The 18,335-nt window shown below is 66.0% G+C and carries 17 protein-coding genes and 1 pseudogene; 6 read left to right on the top strand and 12 right to left on the bottom strand.

Features of this window, described 5'->3' with window-relative positions:
• The first annotated feature begins 81 nt into the window (after positions 1–81).
• From NATOC_RS13960 to NATOC_RS13950, 3 genes are all read left to right on the top strand, one after another.
• On the top strand, positions 82–423 hold the full coding sequence (locus tag NATOC_RS13960; RefSeq protein WP_049888777.1) for a CBS domain-containing protein: 342 nt from the start codon (positions 82–84) through the stop codon (positions 421–423).
• Between the two features lie 51 nt (positions 424–474).
• Positions 475–876, top strand: a complete 402-nt coding sequence (locus tag NATOC_RS13955; RefSeq protein WP_015322098.1) for a hypothetical protein — start codon at positions 475–477, stop codon at positions 874–876.
• A gap of 435 nt (positions 877–1,311) precedes the next feature.
• Positions 1,312–2,253, top strand: coding sequence for a glycerophosphodiester phosphodiesterase (locus tag NATOC_RS13950; RefSeq protein WP_015322097.1), 942 nt, complete (start codon positions 1,312–1,314; stop codon positions 2,251–2,253).
• 368 nt (positions 2,254–2,621) lie between these two features.
• Here NATOC_RS13950 and NATOC_RS13945 read toward each other — a convergent pair.
• From NATOC_RS13945 to NATOC_RS13930, 4 genes and pseudogenes are all read right to left on the bottom strand, one after another.
• Positions 2,622–2,918 (bottom strand): annotated as a pseudogene (locus tag NATOC_RS13945) (PhnE/PtxC family ABC transporter permease); the annotation flags it as partial.
• A 492-nt stretch (positions 2,919–3,410) separates the two neighbouring features.
• Positions 3,411–4,655, bottom strand: a complete 1,245-nt coding sequence (locus tag NATOC_RS13940; protein WP_015322096.1) for an MgtC/SapB family protein — start codon at positions 4,653–4,655, stop codon at positions 3,411–3,413.
• Positions 4,652–5,119: an HAD-IIA family hydrolase gene (locus NATOC_RS13935; RefSeq protein ID WP_083866588.1), complete on the bottom strand. Its 468-nt coding sequence runs from the start codon at positions 5,117–5,119 to the stop codon at positions 4,652–4,654. The genes NATOC_RS13940 and NATOC_RS13935 overlap by 4 nt, the downstream gene beginning before the upstream one ends.
• 1,002 nt (positions 5,120–6,121) lie before the next feature.
• Positions 6,122–6,574, bottom strand: coding sequence for an immunoglobulin domain-containing family protein (locus tag NATOC_RS13930; protein WP_015322094.1), 453 nt, complete (start codon positions 6,572–6,574; stop codon positions 6,122–6,124).
• A 161-nt stretch (positions 6,575–6,735) separates the two neighbouring features.
• Between NATOC_RS13930 and NATOC_RS13925 the strand changes: the two genes are divergently transcribed.
• Complete coding sequence (locus NATOC_RS13925) at positions 6,736–8,349, top strand: hypothetical protein (protein WP_015322093.1); 1,614 nt, start codon at positions 6,736–6,738, stop codon at positions 8,347–8,349.
• A gap of 121 nt (positions 8,350–8,470) precedes the next feature.
• Entirely contained in the window at positions 8,471–9,832 is a 1,362-nt protein-coding gene (locus NATOC_RS13920; RefSeq protein ID WP_015322092.1) for a TIGR00341 family protein, read from the top strand.
• Here NATOC_RS13920 and NATOC_RS13915 read toward each other — a convergent pair.
• The 8 genes from NATOC_RS13915 to NATOC_RS13880 all read right to left on the bottom strand — a co-directional run bounded on the left by NATOC_RS13915 (position 9,829) and on the right by NATOC_RS13880 (position 17,851).
• Entirely contained in the window at positions 9,829–10,020 is a 192-nt protein-coding gene (locus tag NATOC_RS13915) for a hypothetical protein (RefSeq protein WP_049888776.1), read from the bottom strand. The two genes, NATOC_RS13920 and NATOC_RS13915, sit on opposite strands and share 4 nt — an antisense overlap.
• Positions 10,021–10,120: 100 nt before the next feature.
• Entirely contained in the window at positions 10,121–10,498 is a 378-nt protein-coding gene (locus NATOC_RS13910; RefSeq protein WP_015322091.1) for a PhlB family protein, read from the bottom strand.
• A complete protein-coding gene (locus tag NATOC_RS13905) occupies positions 10,495–11,661 on the bottom strand; it encodes a thiolase family protein (protein ID WP_015322090.1) in 1,167 nt (388 codons plus the stop codon). The genes NATOC_RS13910 and NATOC_RS13905 overlap by 4 nt, the downstream gene beginning before the upstream one ends.
• Complete coding sequence (locus NATOC_RS13900; protein ID WP_015322089.1) at positions 11,658–12,245, bottom strand: HTH domain-containing protein; 588 nt, start codon at positions 12,243–12,245, stop codon at positions 11,658–11,660. The genes NATOC_RS13905 and NATOC_RS13900 overlap by 4 nt, the downstream gene beginning before the upstream one ends.
• Positions 12,232–12,465, bottom strand: coding sequence for a helix-turn-helix domain-containing protein (locus NATOC_RS13895; protein ID WP_015322088.1), 234 nt, complete (start codon positions 12,463–12,465; stop codon positions 12,232–12,234). The genes NATOC_RS13900 and NATOC_RS13895 overlap by 14 nt, the downstream gene beginning before the upstream one ends.
• A 252-nt stretch (positions 12,466–12,717) precedes the next feature.
• Positions 12,718–13,395 carry an ABC transporter ATP-binding protein gene (locus NATOC_RS13890; RefSeq protein WP_015322087.1) on the bottom strand — a complete coding sequence of 226 codons (678 nt, stop codon included), beginning with the start codon at positions 13,393–13,395 and terminating at the stop codon, positions 12,718–12,720.
• Positions 13,396–13,444: 49 nt separating this feature from the next.
• Positions 13,445–14,770: a S8 family peptidase gene (locus NATOC_RS13885; RefSeq protein ID WP_015322086.1), complete on the bottom strand. Its 1,326-nt coding sequence runs from the start codon at positions 14,768–14,770 to the stop codon at positions 13,445–13,447.
• Between the two features lie 72 nt (positions 14,771–14,842).
• Positions 14,843–17,851, bottom strand: coding sequence for an FtsX-like permease family protein (locus tag NATOC_RS13880; RefSeq protein ID WP_015322085.1), 3,009 nt, complete (start codon positions 17,849–17,851; stop codon positions 14,843–14,845).
• Positions 17,852–18,043: 192 nt separating this feature from the next.
• Here NATOC_RS13880 and NATOC_RS13875 point away from each other — a divergent pair, with 192 nt between their 5' ends.
• A complete protein-coding gene (locus tag NATOC_RS13875) occupies positions 18,044–18,325 on the top strand; it encodes a hypothetical protein (protein WP_015322084.1) in 282 nt (93 codons plus the stop codon).
• The last annotated feature ends 10 nt before the right edge of the window (positions 18,326–18,335 follow it).

Raw genomic sequence — 18,335 nt, 5'->3', positions numbered from 1 at the left:
GGCACCGGGCATAACATCAATAGTAGCCTAGCGTGTACTGGAAGTATGGACACTGATAACGGGACACAGGTTCGGGAGGTAATGTCGACTCCGCTGGAGACGATCTCGAAGGACGCGACGCTGACCGAGGCGGCGACGACGATGCGCGACAACGACATCAAGGCGCTCGTCGTTCGGACGGATCCGCCCTCGATCGTGACCAGTACCGATCTGGTCGCGGCCGCCGCAGAGGGCACCGATCCGACGACGGCCGACGTCGAGTCGGTGATGACCGAGTCCGTCGAGACCGTCCCGCCGGAGCTGTATCTCGAGGAGATCGCCGCCATGATGACCAGCCTCGGGATTACCCACCTCCCGGTCGTCGACGGCGATGACTACGTCGGGATGATCTCCACGACCGACGTGACGGCCCAGCTCTCCTGACGGACGGCGAGAGGCGGTAGTTATTGTTGGCTGGAAACCGAACCGGCGCCTATGACCGACCAGTTCTCTCTCCTCGGCGTCTACGTCAGCCCGCCGGTCGCCGACGCGCTTTCGGAAGCCGCCTACGAGGCGGCCGGCGTCGTCGACCTCGAGGACTACTTCGCGGAGTCGACGGGGACGGTTCCCGCGGGCGATCCCGGCGCCGAAGCGACCGACGAGCTTCTCGCGGACGTCCTCGACGAGTTTCCCGCGCTGTACGACGCGGCCGACTTCGACGCGGCTGCCGGGCTCGAGCCGGACGCGTTCGAACTCGTTCGGCTCGCCGCAACGCCCGATCGTGCCGCGCAGGTCCGCGAGCGGTTTCGCGCGGCGGCGACCGTGCGAGGGACGGATCTTCGAACGGTACAGACGGCGATCCTGGCGGCTTCGCTATCGGTCGATCCGTCCGAGTGAAAGGGGGAACGGAGCAGGAATCGCGTTGGGGGAACGCGACTCCGGCAGACGACAGGGGTGTACGCGACGCGGGAGCAATGTCGTCGCGTAGGGGGTGGGTGGGTGGGTGCGGGTGAACGACGGTGGTGTAGTCGTTCGAATGGCAGGGGTAGCCGTCAGTGGGTGATGGGTGGTGGGTGGGTGGGTGGGTGGTAGGTGGTTTGTGGGGTGTGGCGTCCTGCCAACTACGGATACGCATGGGATCGTAAAAACGCTCATTCCAAACTGTGTTGGGAGACGCGTCGGTGCGGTTCCCCCTCCAGCACTCATAGCGATCGGAATCGCGTAGAGTCAACGTTGGCAGTACGTAATTCAATAGATTAAACTGTAGATAATCTTGCATGTACGATACTCTTCCAAAATTATTATAATTAATACTGTGGTATAGATGAAGGCATGCAAGAGAAACCGAGTATGTTGAGGCGGCGGTTTCTGGCCGGAACGGGCGCGGTGACCGTCGGAGCGACTGTCGCGTCCGGGGCCGCAGGCGCAACGTCCTCGGATCGGTCCGAGAGCGAGAGCGAGCGGAAGGATCGAGCGACGGTGATCGCTCACCGAGGGTTCGCCGACATCTATCCGGAAAATACCGTTGCTGCGTTCGAACAAGCGGTTCAGGGCGGTTCCGACGACGCGGCCGATCGCCGCGGCGCGGACTGGATCGAACTCGACGTCTTTCCGACCTGCGACGGTGAAATCGCCGTCTTCCACGACACGGAACTCGGCGATCTGACCGACACCGAGGGCGTGCTGTACGAGACGCCCGCCAGCGAGGTCTTCAGCGCCGAAGTCCTCGAGAGCGGCCAGACCGTGCCGACGCTGTCCGAGGCCATGGAGGCGATCCCGCCAAACGTCGGCGTTAACATCGATATCAAGGACGGATCGCCGGACGTCCAGTTCGGTCGCGTCGACGATCCGGAATCCGAACGCGAGGACTGGAAGTGGCTCGAGACTGTCGTCGATATCTCGACCAGCTACGAGAACGAGCTCCTGTATTCGACGTTCTGGGAGGGGGCACTCGCGACGATCCGCGACATCGATCCCGATCTGCCCGCGGCGTACCTGCTCTACGACTCGATCCAGGAAGGACTCGACGTAACAGACGAGTACGATACCGAGGGCGTCAACCCGCCCCTCGAGATGATCTACGGGACGCCGTTTTTCGACGAGGACGCCTACGAGGAGATCGACATCGTCGCCGAAGCCCACGCTCGTGACCTGCCGGTCAACGTCTGGACGATCAACACCTGGTACGAGGTCGAACAGTTGATCGAGGCCGGCGTCGACGGCCTGTTTCTCGATTACTCCGAGATCGTTCGCTGGGGTGGACTGCAGAGCTAGCTCGGTCGTCGCTTTCCGACTCGAGGCGAGACTGTCTTCGAGAAACAGTAGTATTTTGATGATTATCCGAAAGTCCTAGTATAATGATATCTCCTCTGGTACTGCGGGATCTGAGATCACTCCGTATCGGAAGAGCCCGTACAGCACGTTATAGCACCGAAGATTCGGCGAAGAGCGAACGCGGACCGAAAACCGACGTTCGGAGAGTCCCGGTAGTAGGAGTGGCCCCATTATCGTCTCTCTTGAGCTCTCTATCCGCTGTACTATCGAATCGATAGAAATATCCGAACAGCATCGACGTATGGAAGCACACGTATCATATAGACTGTTATAGTATATATGTACAGAGAGATGTTTTCCGGTACCAGTCAGCTCACTTTCTTCCGTAGGTACACCGAGGCCACCTCGCTGACGATCACGATTCCGAGGATCGCGATGAGGATGGGTAACACGTTCGACCACTGGAAGAAGTTGATCGATGTATCGAGGGAGACCCCGATTCCGCCCGCGCCGACGAAGCCGATCACCGTCGCTTCGCGGACGTTGATGTCCCAGCGGTAGGTCGCGACGCCGACGAACGCCGGCTTGATCTGGGGAACGATTCCGTAGACAACGACATCGAGCGGTGAGCCACCCACCGCTCGGATCGCCTCGACTGTGCCGCGTAGTTCTCGACCAGGTCGTTCCCGACGTCTCGACCGGTTTCCTCCTCGATGTTCTCGATGAGGGGGTCGACATTCTTTCGTCGGCGGCCGGCTCCTCCGTCGGCGTCATCGCGAACAACAGCGTGTCCGGAGCGATCAGTTCGTCCTCGTCGTCGGGCCGTCGGTCGAGAGATCGACGTCGGAGACGTTCGCGTCGAACTCTCCGACGAAGCGTGACGCTCCGTCGGCGTCCGCCCCTGGCGTACCGCCCGCGATCTGCCACGTTTCGTCGCTTGCGGTCGTTCGGCGGCAAACGTACGTCTCACCGCCGTACTCGACGGTCCGTCGCTCCGACCGTTCGGCGTGATCGCGCCAGGGTCCGTCCCGGTCTCACTCGAGTCCGGGCGTGGGATCGTCCTCGTCGCGTCCGAAGAGCAGTGTCGCTCTGACGTATCGCGGCTGTCGGCAAAACGCTGCCGAGGACGTCACACATCTCGGCGATCGACGGGGAGATTACAGTAACAACACGGGGGCACCGAAGACGATTCCGACACCGATCAACACGAGGTTCCAGAACAGCACGGGCCGGACGAGTTCTCGGGAGATGCTCGCGGCGAACACCGTCTTGACCAGGATACTGGCCGCTGTCCCCGCCACGACGCCCGAAACGGCCGCGTTCTGGGTGATCTGTCCCGTGCTGACGAGCGTTACCGCTGTCGTCGTCGCCGTCCCGCTCGAGACCAACCCGGCGAGGAACGTCGTCGCGAGAAAGCCCGTAGTACCGAACAGTTCCTCGGCACCGACAGAAACCAACAGGACACCGAGAAACAGCGCGCCGAAAGTGAGCGCGTTCCGGAGACTGAACGGTGAGTTGAGATCCGCCTCGAACTCCGTTCGCCAGTCGCTCTGCCAGATCGCGATCGAGACGCCCGCGATCGCGATCGCACCGAGCGGAGCACCGACGACGAGCGCGGCTTCCGGAACGAACGCGACCACGATGACGGCGTTTCGAACCGCCATTGCAGCGTTGGCGAGCAGGATCGCCCCCACGGCTAAACCGAGCAGTCCCGACTGGTTGGTCGCGCGTTTTCCCATCTCGGCGACGACCGCCGTCGAGTTGACGAGACCACCGAAAAAGCCGGTAACTGCGATTCCTCGACCCTGGTACTTCTTGACGAGCACGTAGTTGACGAAACCGATCGCGCTAATCGCGATCACGAGCGACCAGATCAGCCGCGGCTGAACGGCTCCCCAGGGATCGATCGTCTCGTTGGGCAACAGCGGGTAGATGACGAACGCCAGGATGACGAACTCGACGGCGCTTCGCATCTCCTCCCGCGAGAGCCCCCACGCGAACTCGTGGAGTTCTCGTTTCAGGACGAGCAACAGCGACGACAGCACCGCCACCGTCACCGATTCGATCAGGAACCCGTTGGCGACGAGCGCACCGATACTGTAGGCCACGAGCATCGACACCGACGTCGTGAGCGAGAGCCCGTCGATGTCGTCCTCGATGAAGCTCTGGACGGCTAACAACACGGCGTGAGCGATGATCAGGACACCGCCGACGAGCAACAGCCCGTCGTGGTCAACGATCGTAAAGACGGCCGCCAGAAGGCTGATCAGCGCGAACGTCCGGATGCCGGCAGACTTCTGTGACCACTCGCGTTCGAGCCCGAGAAACATCCCGAGCAGCGTCGCAACGACGATCTTCGCGACGTCCTCTTCCAGATGGACGAGTAAGTCGAAGCCGATCATGAGCGGAGTATGGAGTCGATATCTCTCAGCGATTCGAGGACGGAGTCCGGTTCGATCGGCGCCGTCGAAACAGCGGTGCGGTCGGTGACCCCCGAGAGGACGAGCGCGGTCGTCATTCCGGCTGTGTGCCCCATCTCGACGTCGGTCTCCAGGCGATCGCCGACGATAAGACACCGTTCCGGCTTCGTTTCGAGGCGACGAACTGCGACCTCGACCGCGAGCGGTGACGGTTTTCCGAGAACGGCGTCAAACTCGCGGCCGGTTGCCCCTTCGATAGCACCGACTGTCGCCGCCGTATCGGGTATCTCTCCGGTGTCGGTCGGACAGGTTCGATCCGGGTTAGTTGCATAGAACTGCGGGTCGGGACCGTCGTCGAAGGCCTCGACGGCCGCACGGAGTCGGTTACCGCGGTAGATGGTTCCGTCGAGGTCAACGACGGCGGCTTCGAGCGAACGGTCGGTCATCAGGACCGGCCTTCCGGTCGCTCCTCTCGCGCCGGACTGCGATCTTCGTGCGTACGTGCGTTCATCGAGCCGGTATATGGCCGTTCGCTACACCTATATCTTGCTATATAGTAATATATAGACACGGGCGAGCTATTCCGAAACCGACGAACGCGGAAACCGCCTTTCCGAAGAACGACGGTCGCTGTGGAGAGCGATCGGACCGATCGTCGGGTGGCGATGAGACGAGTTCCCGGGGGTGGGCTCGTTACCCGAGCACGAGACAGTCGCGTTCGAAACACGAACTCGCTGCGAAGAACCGTCCGGATGTTTTCGCGACCCCGTTGTCTCGGACGGAATACCGCTGTGAAAAGCCGATTTCGAAGGACCGATCACTCATACGGCCACTTCTGTTGTCCCCCGGAGGAGAATATAATTTACTATGTAGACTATGTCTTAAAATATCACCTGTCGGAGTCAGGACCGCACACACCGAGAAATATGAGAGACCGGAATGAGACGTAGTCCGGGCTGTTTCGTGGATATTGCGACTGGTTTTCTTCGAGTATACTGGCCTATATTTTCCTATATGGTCATATATAGACAAGATTTTTACAAAAGTATGTGTGTAACAACAGGTTCGGATCGCAGAAGGGACGTCCTACACCGTTCGTCTGCTCCCGTCTCGAGCCGGAACATCTCTTCTCACGGAGATGATTTTCCCTCGTCGCTTTGCCGGTAGAACTTCCCTATATTGTGATTTTCACAAAAGGATCTTCAGTTCTCTCCGCACGCCGGGTTAAAAAGTGAATCTATCTCTGCTACTCTTGGCCTTCCTCTTCAACTATATCCGATATATACGTTGTTATCGGTGGAACAATCATGTAGGTGGATGTCGCCAGTTTATAGTATTTCTAGATAGACAAAATACTGCGATTAGTAAACTTAATAAAATGTCAGATTTTAACGCGAAGCATCAAATGGGCGACTAACGCGAGACCCCGCGCGTTTGGCGCCTCGATCTCAGCACACGCTCGCGTTCGTCGATTCGACGCCGTGGTCCGTCAGTGTGATCTCGGTACGGGCGTCCTCGCAGTCGGTCGGCTTCGTGACCGCAGCCTCGGTTCGTCCCGCGTCCGTCTCGACACTCACCTCGTAGGAACCGGCCTCGTGCAGCGTCACCTCGAGGACGTCCGCGTCAGGAATCGTCTCGGTGCGATCGAGGACGTCCTCGCCGTTCCGGCGGATCGAGACGTCCACCGTTCGGGGTTCCGACCCGTCGTTGCGGACGATCACGTCGACGCCGTCCGTCCCGTCGCCAGTTTCCCCGCTCTCGGCAGCCGCGTGATCGTCGGATCGATCGCTTCGGTCGTCGGCTCCGTTCGACTCCGTAGCCTCCGAAAGTGTGCCGAGACAGCCGGCAAGCGTCGCGGTTCCGACCCCGGTCGCCACCCCCAGGAGTGTACGTCGGTTCATACCGACGACACGCGCTACCCGGTAAAACGCTCTTCTCACGGAAATTGAACCTTCAGGCCATCATACGCCGGTATTCGACACCTACTTGGTCGTCACCGATCGAGCGTCGACGCCGAAAGTCGGAATGGTTAACTTATCGCCGCAACCCACACGAGACGGTAATGGGGCGTCACCATCGCCGACTCGGCAAGGCAGCGGTGATCGTCCTCGCGACGGCGATCGCGGTCCGGCTGGCGCCGCTGCTCTGGACGCCGTACCCGTTCAACCCCGACGGGTTCGTCTTCGCCGCTCGTGCCCGAGACGCCCTCGCGCTGGGGGCGCTCCCGCTCGAATCGATCGGGCCACACGGGTACGTGTTCCCGACCCTGCTGACCGCGATCGCGGCGATCACGGACGTCGCCCCGCTGTGGCTTGCCCAGCCCACGATCGCGGTCGTCGGCGCGGTTCCGGCCGCGCTGGCGGTCGGGTTCGTCGGCCGACTCGCCGATAGCCGGGCTGGCGGTGTCGTCGCGCTCGCGGCGCTCGCAGCCGGCCTCACCCTCGCACTCGAGGGGGTCTACCTCCGACGGACGGTAACCGTCAGCTACGAGGTGCTCGGACTGCTGTTCGTCCCGATCGTTGCAATCGCCACCGCGCGGTTCTGTCGGAGCGGGCGGTTCCGATGGGGGGTCGTGCTCGGGACGATACTCGTCGTCCTCCCGGTCACGCACCACCTGAGCACGTTCATCGCGGCGCTGACCGCGACGACGGTCGTCGCCGTCGTCACCGTCCGTCGCTACCGACCGACCCTGGGGTTCGGACTACTCTTTCTCGTCCCGTTCTGGCTGTACGTGCTGGGGTACTACGGGGTGACGCGGCCGCCATTCAGCGACGAGCTGGCGGCGAACCCGGGACTGTTCGTCGCCTGGGTCGTCGTCGCGATCGTCGGCGCGGCGTGGCTCGCCGACGCCCGCGATCGCCCGATCCGACTGCTCGTCGGCGCGATCCTGCTGTCGGGGTTCGCGATCCTCGCGGCGAACGCGGCGATCGGACTCTTCCCTGGCACCGCGGCGACGCCGCGCCGGCTGCTCGCCTTCGTCGTACCACTGGTCGTCCTCGCGGCGCTCGCGAGCTGGGGGCTCCCGCTCGGCGTCGGTCGTGACGGTGATCGCGCCGTCGTCCTCGGACTGTTCGTCGCGCCGATAGCGTGGGTCGGGTTCGCCGTCACCGCCGGGGTCGATCCGGTCTACGCGCTGTTCGCCCGCCGGGGACAGACGTTCGTCCACCTCGCGGCCGTCGTCTGTGCGGGACTGGCGATCGTCGCGCTCGCGAGGACGGTCGCACCGTCGCGACGGCGAGCCGTCGCCGTCTGGGTGCCCGTTCTGCTGTGTTGCTGTGCGCTGGCGTCGCTACCGCTCGCGTTCGCCGGGCTCGAGGCGCTTGCCTACCAGGGGACGACGACGAGCGAGGAGTTCGCCGCCACCGAGTTCGCGTCGGCAACCCTCGAGTCGGAGTGGACGAGCGACGACCACCTCACCCGCGTCGCGAGCAACTACCACGGCGCTGGCGTCTCGCCGCAGGCGACCTACGAGTGGCTTCACGGCGGCGAGGTGCGGTGTCCGACCGCGATACAGTCGTCCTGGCAAACCGTCGGCGCCCAGCAGTACCCCGACGATCCGATCGACGTCGACGGGGCGACGCTGGCGGAGGCGCGAGCGAGCGAGAACGCGGTCTACGCGTCGGGCGGGGCCGATCCGATAACAATCGTCGTCCCGACGGCTGAGTGGGGCTGTTGAGGACGGCAGGGCGGGGTGATCGCGGTGACGGTCAGTCGCCGGCCGCAGCTGCCCCGACCGACGACTCCCCCACGCACGTTCCAACCGGGGACCTTTGCCGCTTTGCGTCGTGTTCGAAACAATGCGACACATTCAGGTCACGGTCCCGGTGGGCAAGCGGGAGGCCGTCCTCGAGGTCCTCGACGAGGAGGGTATCGAGTACGTCGTCACCAAAGAGAACAGCAACCGGGAGTACGATTCGGTCGTTTCGTTTCCGATGCCGACGAACGCGGTCGAGTCGATTCTCGACTCCCTGCAGGACGTCGGGATCGAACACGAATCCTACACCGTCGTCACCGACGCCGAGACGGTCATCTCGAGGGATTTCAACGAACTCCAGCAGGAGTACCGAACGGAGTCGGTCAAGGACGAGGAGATCTCCAGACAGGAGCTGATGACTCGAGCCGAGGAGCTGACGCCGACGTTCAGCGTCTTCTTCGCGATGACGCTGATCAGCGCCATCGTCGCGACGGTCGGCCTCCTGCTGGACTCGCCGGCCGTCGTCGTCGGCTCGATGGTGATCGCGCCGCTGATCGGCCCGGCCCTGAGCGCGTCGATCGGCACCGTCGTCAACGACCGCGATCTGTTCTTCCGGGGGCTTCGCTTCCAGTTTACCGGCGTCTTTGGCGGCATCGCCATCGCGGCGATCGTCGCGTGGCTCTTCCAGTCGATGTTTCTCGTTCCGCCCGGGGCCGAGATCACCCAGATCGACGAGATCGCCGAACGGATCGCTCCGGAGCTGCTCCTGTTACCCGTCGCCATCGGCGCCGGCGCCGCGGGAATCCTCAGCCTCGCGACCGGGTTCTCCGTGGCGATCGTCGGCGTGATGATCGCCGCCGCGCTGGTCCCGCCGATGGCCGCCGCCGGGATCGCCCTGGCCTGGGGGCTACCCGCCGCCGCGCTCGGCTCGACCGTACTCGTCCTGGTCAACCTCCTCGGGGTCAACCTCGCCGGGCTCGTCACGCTGTGGTACATCGGCTACCGTCCCGACAGCGGGTTCGGGATCTCGATCGCGCAGCGACGCGTGTTCAAACAGGCCGCCGTGTTCCTCGCCGTCATCCTCGTCCTCTCGCTGTTTCTGACCGGAGTCACCTACTCCTCGTACCAGATGTCGGCCTTCGAGGAAACCGCAACCACGGAGTCCGAGGACGTCCTCGCGGAGTACGAGGACACCTACCTGCTCGGGGTCGACGTCCAGGTTCAGGAAGGCGGGTTCCCGATCGACAGCTCGCTCGACGCGACCCAGCAGATCGACGCGGTCATCATCGAGGTCGGCGGGCCGCCCGACAGCTACGACCAGGAGGTCATCGACAGGCTCGACGAGCGGATCAACGAACAGACGACCGGCGACACCGCCGTCCAGGTCCGGTTCGTCGCCACCGGCGGCAACGACGCGTACTTAGAGGAGGACCCTGGCATCGGCCAGTCCGACGCCGACACCTAGGCGACGCGCTCGGCGTCGTCGGAGCCACAGCGCGGACACCGCTGGGACGAGGAGTCCTCGAACGTCGTTCCACAGCCCCGGCACGTGTCGCGGGTCGTCTCGACGCCGCTCGTGCCACAGACGCCACACTGTCTCCGGGTCGCTTTGAACTGAGCGCCACAGGACGAACACCGGTACGTACCTCGCACACGCAGACGTCGGGACGAGTCGGGAAAGGCGTTCTGCCGGCGTCCGTGGGGGAAGCGATCCGCGCGCGTGTCGAGGGTATTCGACGCCGAGGACGGTTCTTCAGACCGGTTCGAACCGGTAGCCGTCCCAGTCCTGGCTGTCGGGCTCTCTGATGCCCGCGCCGGGCTCGCGCAGCTCCTCGGTGTAGACGGGTTCGACCTCGTCGCCCGTCTCGGCCTCACCGTCTGCGAGCTGGACGAGTGCTCGGACCGACGTCTCGCCGTCATCGACGTCCTCGCTGACGTCGAACTCGACGATCGCGAGGTGGTTCGGTTCCCGAATCCCTGGCGGAGTCGCCGTGCTGGTCGTCCAGGTAACCACTTCGGCGGTGTGCTCGCTGAGGTCGATCGTTCCGACCGGTTCCGCGCCCGCTCGGCTGCGCGGGTGGCCGGGGTAGCTGATCGTGCCGTCCGCGTAGCGGGTCGCCTCCATCGTCATCGTGCAGCCTCCATAATGGTCGTGATCACGCAGTTGCCGAAGCCGCCGACGTTACAGCAGAGCCCGACGTCCGCGTCGACCTGCCGCGGGCCGGCCTCGCCGACGAGCTGTTCGTAGATCTCGACGCCCTGGGCGACGCCGCTTGCCCCAAGCGGGTGGCCTTTCGACTTGAGCCCACCGGAGGTGTTGATCGGCAGTTCGCCGGTATCGCGCTCGGTGTACCCCTCCTCGACGAGCTCCCAGGCTTCCCCTTTCTCCGCGAACCCGAGCCCCTCCATCTGGAGGAACTCCAGGATCGTGAACATGTCGTGGAGCTCCGCGACGTCGATATCGTCGGGTCCGTAGCCGCTCATCTCGTAGGCGCCCTTCCCGCTCTCGACGACGCCGCGCATGGTGGTCGGGTCCTCGCGCTCGTGGACCACGTGGGTGTCCGTCGCCCCGTCGACGCCGGAAACGATCGCGTACTCATCGGTGTACTCCTTTGCGACCGACTCCGGACAGAACAGCATCGCCGCCGAGCCGTCGGTGACCGGACAGAAGTCGTACAGCCGCAGCGGGTCGGCGATGATCGGCGACTCCAGGATCGTCTCCTCGTCGACCTCCTTCTGGAACTGCGCGTGAGGGTTGTCGACGCCGTTCTTGTGGTTCTTCGACGCCACTTTCGCGAGGCTCTCGCGGGGTGCGTCGAAGCGCTCGAGGTAATGGCGCGCCGTGAGACCTGCGAACGACGGCAGCGTAACGCCGGTCTTGTACTCGACGGGGTGGGTGATCGACGCGATGATGTCGGTCGACTCGCCGGTCGTCGTGTGGGTCATCTTCTCCCCACCCACGAGTAGCGTCATCTCGCTGGCTCCGCTGGCGATCGACTGCCAGGCCGCGAAGATCCCCGCACCGCCGCTGGAACTCGTCTGGTCGACGCGCTGGGTGTAGGCCGGCAACGCGCCGATGTCGTGGGCCAGCGCGTTCATCACACCCGTCATCCCCTCGAACTCGCCGCTGGTCATGTTCGAGACGTACAGGTGCTCGACCTCGCCGGCGTCGACGCCCGCGTCCTCGAGACAGTCGAGTCCGGCCTCGGCGAGCAGTTCCTGGATCCACGCCTCGCGTTGCCCGAACTGGGTCATCGAGGCGCCGATGACCGCGACACGGTCCGAGGACGTCATCGGCCACCCTCTGGGAGCGGGGCCTGCTCGCTCCGAGCCGTGCCGTCGGCCGCCGCGTCGACGTGCTCGGCGGTCGCGAGCCACTCCTCGACGGTGTACGTCCGATCGGCGCCCGTCGCCGTTCGGTCCGTGTGGGGCACGACGCCCCGAAGCGTCGTCTCCTCGGCGGAGTCGTCCCCGTCGCCGGCTTCGTACAGCGCCAGCGCGACCAGCGGAACCCGAACCCGCTCGAGGTCGTCGCCGTCCGGACGGAGCGGCGACGGCGGGACCGTTCGGCGCCGGAACGCCGGCTCGAGCGAGGACGTCGCGTCCTCGGCCCAGCGCTCGAAAGAGTCGACCAGCCGCTCGCGGGACGACTCACTCGTGTCGGCCGCAGGCGCGGCGGCTCCCGCCGGCGGCCACCGAACGATCCGGTACTCCTCGATACTGCCGTCGCGACACAGCTCCTCGAGACGGTCGGCGACGGTTTCGATTACGTCCTCGACGGCCGTCGGAACCGACGGGCGGACGTAGCAGTCGACCCGGAGGGCGTCCTCGAGGTCGGCGTTTCCGGTCGGAACCGGCGATCGCTCACCTGCTGACATACGTCCCCTGCTCGTAGTCGGCGAGCCCGTCGGCGACCAGTTCCGAGAGAATCGGTAGTAGTGTCAGCTTCGATAGCCCCAGCAGCTGCTGGAGTTCGGTTGCAGTCGCGTCCCCCAGTTCTAGCAATGCCAGGTAGACGAGCTTGGCCTGTGACGAGCCCAGCTCCTCCGGTATCGCTAGCTCCTCCGAAACCGCTAGTTTCTGTTCGCTCGTGGACATCAACGGAGACGGCAACGGCACTGCATATAAATGTTGTTTGAAGCGTGTGTACGAGACCCACGAGTGTCGGTATCGAGGTTCAGAGGGAGGAACGGCAAAGGGGGTGATGTCCACGAGTGGCCGTCGGAGAACGGCCAACCGTGTGCGGTGGGTCCAGGTTCAAACTGGAAGTCCGCGTACTATCCCAGGCAGGCGGGGAATAAATTTCCCATTCCAACATAGTTTGGAATCGGCCGCGGACGGCGATCCGTCTCAACTGGTGTCGGTCGTCTCGATCAGGTGTCCGTCCCGCAACGTCGCGGTGCGATCGAACAGCCCTTCGAGCGACGGATCGTGACTGATCGTCACGAGCGCCGTGTCAGCCGAGGTCTGGACGTCGACTAGTAGCTCCGCGACGCGGTCGGTCGTCTCGGGATCGAGCTGTCCGGTCGGCTCGTCGGCGAGCACCACGTCGGGCCGGTTGGCGAGCGCGCGGGCGATCGCGACCCGCTGTTTCTCGCCGCCGCTGAGCGTCGCCGGGTACCGATCCGCGCGGTCGACGACCCCGAGGACGTCGAACAGTTCGTCGATCCAGTCCTCGTCGCGGTCGCCGCCGTGGCTCTGGGGCAACAGGGCGTTCTCGCGGGCGGTCAGGTCCGGAACCAGCTGGAAGTCCTGGAAGACGAAGCCGATCGCGTCCCGGCGGAGCCGGGCTCGCCGCCGCTCCGGGAGCTCGCTGGCGTCGGTGCCATCGACGACGACCCGGCCGCTGTCGGGCGGCTCGAGCAGTCCAAGCACCGCGAACAGCGTCGACTTCCCGGCGCCGCTGGGGCCGCGGACGAGCGTCCGGGACCCGCTCGGGATCGACAGCGAGAGGTCCGCGAGGATCTGTTGGCCGCCACGGCGAACGGCGACGTCGACCGCCTTCAGGACGGGGTCTGCGGGGGACACGGCCGACCGATTGGCGGCGGGATCACAAATAACCGATCGTCCCGGGTCGCTACAGGTCCTCGACGGTCCGCAACGCGTTGATTCGCCCCGCGGCGAGGTCGGGGTTGCTGCGACCGTTCGTTCCCTCGGCGCCGTGAGCGATCGCGCTCTCGACCTGGCGAGCGTTCGTCGTCGGGTCGCGCTCGCGGACCAGCGCGGCGAGTCCGGACACCTGTGGGGCCGCCATCGAGGTGCCCATCGCCCACCCATAGGCCTCGCCGGCGATCGTCGTGTCCGGGTACGGATCGGGAAGGAGGCCCGTGTCCGGAACCGTCGAGAACACCCCGTTCAGCGGCCACGGGTACTCGACGTCCTCGTCCTCGAACGTCCGTTCTTCGGTCTCATACCCGCCGCCGGGTGCGCCAACGCCGATCTCGTTGGTGCCGTAGTTCGAGTAGTGGGTCTTCAGATCGGTCGGCGTCGTCGCGCTGATCGAGAACACGCCGGAGAGGCTGTTTGGAAGTGTGAAGAAGCCGCCCTGCTGGAGGTTCGCGTCGTCGTTCCCAGCGCTGCCGACTAACAGGGTCCCGTCACGCGTAACGGTGTTCGCGACCGACTGCATCAGCTGGTTGTAGCCCTCGGCGTGTGCCTGGGGCGGGATGGGCACCGTCCCGATACTCATGTTCGCAGCGTCGGCGCCGATCTCGGCGGCGTACGCCATTCCTGCGAGGATGTCACCCCACGTACCCGTGTCGGGGCCGAGGATCCGGACCGAGACGATCGTCGCGTCCGGCGCGGTTCCGACCATCGCGACGTCACCCGTTCCCGCGGCGGTTCCCGCCACGTGTGTCCCGTGGAACCCCGAGTCGCCGACCTCCTGAACCGGCTCTCCGTCGGTGATCACAACGCTGTGGTCTCCGTCGACGTTCAGATCGGGATGGTCCTCGTCGACGCCGGTATCGAGGATGGCGACGGTCCGGCCCGCTCCGGTGGCGTACTCGTGGGCCTCCCGGACCTTCTGGAGCTGCTTGTCCCAGAGCAACTCCTCGTAGACGTCGTCCGGATCGACGTCGACGACGGCCGGTTCGACGTCTGCCTCGGCGGGCGCGGGCCCCTCGAGTTTGACCTCGAAGTCCGGAACCGCCGTCGAGACGCCGGAGACGGCGGCAAGGTCGTCAGTTGCGTCCTCGGGACCAGCGACCAGCGCGACATCGCCGTCGGCCAGCTCCGACAGCACCTCGAACCCCGCGCGTTCGATCCTCATGGGGTTGGAGGTTTGAGCGACGTACCGCGCCCGTCCGTCGCTCGCCGAGGCGAGCCCGACGAACGAGAGGCTCGCACCCGCGGTCCCTAGCAGCCGTAACACGTCCCTCCGCGATCTGCCGTTGCGTGACATAGTCGTCCGATCCGACGAATGTGTAGTTAATTCTTTCTCAGAACTTCGGGTATTGAATATAGTTTTCGAGGATCAATCAGTTTGGTCGTGTTCGGGCTCCGAACCGGGTGCCGAACGTTCGCGACGATCGGTCGCTATTCGGGCCGAGGACGCGGCCAGCAACGAGGCGGGCGGTCGCTGGAGTATCGGCAGGGTCGCGACCAGCGCCGCGACGAGGGTCAACACGAGCCCGCCGCCGAAGACGGCGAGCGCGACCGTCGCCGTCGGCCGGGGGGCAAGCGAGATCCCAAAGGCCGTCAGCCGCCCGGTCACGGCCAGGAGCTCGAGGACGCCGACGGCGACCCCGACCGCGGCGGCCGAGGCGACGACCCCGATCCTGGCGGCGTCGCCCAGCACGATCCCGAGAAGACGCCGCGGCGACGCGCCGGTGGCCCGGTAGATCGCGAGGGTCCGACGGCGGGCGCGAATCGCTCGCGCGAGGACGGCGCTGGTCGCGCCGACGACGGTCACCGCCGCGAGCGCCGTCAGCGCTCCCAGCAGGACCTGGAGGTTGCCGACGGCGTACTCGATCGCCGTCTCGATTCCGCCGTCGGCCCGATGGTGGCCGCTGGCGGCCAGCGCGCTCACCACGCGGTCGTCCCCAACGACCTCGTACTCGGTCGTCGCCAGGGTTCGGTCCCCGGTGGCGACGGCGACGGAGTGGTTTCCCGGAGGCTGACGGGAGAGCGTCGTCGTCCGCGTTGTCGTCTCGCCGGGCTCGAGAGCGACCGTCGTCCGCTCGCTCGCCTCGGCGCCCGCGAGCTCGATCGGGCTCTCGACGGACCGGTTCCACGGGTTCACGAGCTCGACCGCCGCGGTCGGCTGGGCGTGGACCGACGGCGAGGACGGGCTGATCGATACCGACGTCGCGGGGTCGCGGTCGGCGTCTCGAGCGACGCGGATCGACGCGGTGTGCTCGCGCTCTCCGGCCCGAACCGTCGCCTCGTACGTCCCGGGGTCGGCCGGGAGCTCGATTCCCGCGACGCCGTCGGCGCCTGTCTCTGCGGTTCGGTTCCCGACCCGCACCGTCGCGTTCGAAACCGGCTCGCCGTCGATCGTCTCGACGGGAACCGACAGCGACGCCCCCGGGGGGCCGGACGCCGGCAGCGCGGGCGACTCAAGCGGCGCCGCGTCCGCGACGACGACCGAGCTCGTCACGTCGCCGACCGTCAGCTCGTACTCGTCGGCCACGGACGTCGCCAGCTCGAACGCGACGGTGCGGTGTTCGTAGGGCTCGATCTCGACGGTTCGGCTCGCCTCGTCGTCCCCGAGTTGCGCCTCGAGAGTCCGCTCGACGTCCTCGGCGGTGGGGTTCCAGACGGTCGCCTCGGCGGTGACCGACTCGCCGGGAGCGACGTGAGCCGGCCCGTCGACGTCGACCACCGTCACCGCCTCGCCGTCGGCGTCCTCGGCGGGTGCGGCGGCCGTGCGGATCTGGTTCACGTCGTCGCCCTCGAGCGCCGAGAGGTGACGCGCGGTCGGTAGCGAGACCAGCAGCTGGTGGTCCGCGAACCCGCCCGTCTCGACGGTGCCAACGACGGTCACCATCCCGACCGCCGCGTCGGTGCTCCCGCCGACGACCAGCTCGTCGCCGGGCCCGACCCCGAGGGCGTCGGCCAGCTCGACCCCAACGACGGCGTCCTCGTCGGCCGTCGGCTCGGTTCCCTCGACGAGACGCGGGTCGGAGACGCTCGCGAACGCCCCGTAGTCGGCGCCCCGAACGAGGTAGGGCTCCTCGTCGTGGCTCGCGAACAGCAGGATCTCCGGGCTCGCTGGGATCCCCCGCTGCTCGAGGCTCTCGGCGTAGTCGGCCGAGACCCGGCTGTCGGCGGGGTGGGCGGCGTCGGGCTCGGCGATCGCCGTCCCGGCCGTCCCGAGCGAGGCGCCGACGGTCCCGAGCGAGGCGACCAGCAGGACGATCACCGCGAACGTCGACAGCGTCGCCGTCGCGGGGAGGATCGTCCGCGGGGCCAGCACCGAGGGTCCGAGACGGCGGCGGACGCCGGCGCCGACCCGGCGCACTCGTCCGCGCGGTCCGTCCTCGCTCCCGCCGGACTCCTCGCGTCCGACCCGAGCGGGGGGTTTCGCCGTCGCGGCTCGGGCCGTGACGTACCCCGTCGCGACCCCGACGAGCCCGACCGCGGCGAGCATCGCGACGACGAGCCGGAGGATCTCGGGCGTCACGGCGACCGACAGGGTCGTCGGCAGCCCGACAACGACGGCCGCGGTGACGGCCGCGTTGGTGACGATCGTGCCGATCGCGTAGCCGAGGACGCCGCCGACGGTCGCGATCGCGCCGGCCCGCGCCGCGAACGCGAGTCGAACCCGTCGCGGCGAGGCGCCCGTCGCTCGCACCACGCGGATCGTCCGCGCGCGGTCCCGGATCGTCATCCGGACGACGCTCGAGAGGGTCACGGCGACGATCACGCCGGCCGCAGCGATCCCCGTCCGGACGATTCCGAGGACGTCGGCGGCGCCGTGGGTGAAGAACTCGAGGGCGCCGATCAGCGGCGCGTCACCCTCCGAGGAGGGCGAGACGACGAGCGCGCCCGTCGGGCCGACCTCGGCGAGGGTCTCCGGGGTCGTTCGGACCCACGTCGGCGGGATGGTGTCGTCGCCGTTCGCGGCGCCGACCGTCGTCGCCGCCGTCCCCGTACTCCCCTCGAGTCGCCAGGACTCGTTTCCGGCGTCGACGTCGACACCGGGTGCGACGGTTCCCTCGGGCGGGTCGGGGAGACCGACCGTCGAGGCGTCTTCGGGGATCGCGACGACCCGATGGGCCTCCCCGCCCGGATCGACGGCCGTCGCCGTCGGAAGGACGACGTCCTCGGGGTCGGCCGTGCGGGTCGCCTCGTCGACGTCGTCGTAGCTGTCGACCGAGGCGTTCCCGTCGTACTCGGCCGCGAGGCTGCGGGTCTGGTCGCCGGCGGCGACGACGAGCAACGCGGCACCGACCAGCAGCGCTACCGTCAGCGCGATTACGAGCACCGCGAGTCGGTCCCGCCGCGACCAGCGACCGACGAGCACGCGAAGATACGTCATCGAAACCGGAAGTAGAGTTGTAAGGGAAGAGTCGTCGTAAATAACTATCGAACTCGCTCTCGACGCCGCTCGCGTGCGTCTCGCCTGCTGGACGCCGGGCGAAGCCACGCGTTCGGCGTCCGGAACGATCACCGCGCCGACCGGTCGCTCGAACGAGAGATTTACGGTCTCCGCGCTCGCTCACTCGAGTAGATGCCGACCCAGCGCCGGATGCGGTTCGTCCACGGACAGCTCGCCTGGATGCTCGCGACGATCGTCGCGCTGACCCTGCTGGGGAGTCTCTCCTACGAGCTGTTTTTCGTGCTCTCGTTGATCGGGCTCCTGATCGTCACCGAACTCACCGCTCCGGTCAACATCACGCCCGCCTGGCGACGACGACTGCTGTGGCTGATCGGGCTCGGCCTGGTCGGGTTCGCGGTTATCGTCGTCCGGCGGATCGTCGAGATCCTCCCGCCGGAGGTGATGCCGTTCTGAGCCCCGCAGT

This window comes from Natronococcus occultus SP4, from assembly GCF_000328685.1.
Lineage (GTDB): Archaea > Halobacteriota > Halobacteria > Halobacteriales > Natrialbaceae > Natronococcus > Natronococcus occultus.
The sequence above is the reverse complement of the archived record's forward strand: the minus strand, read 5'-3'. Positions and strand labels throughout refer to the sequence as shown.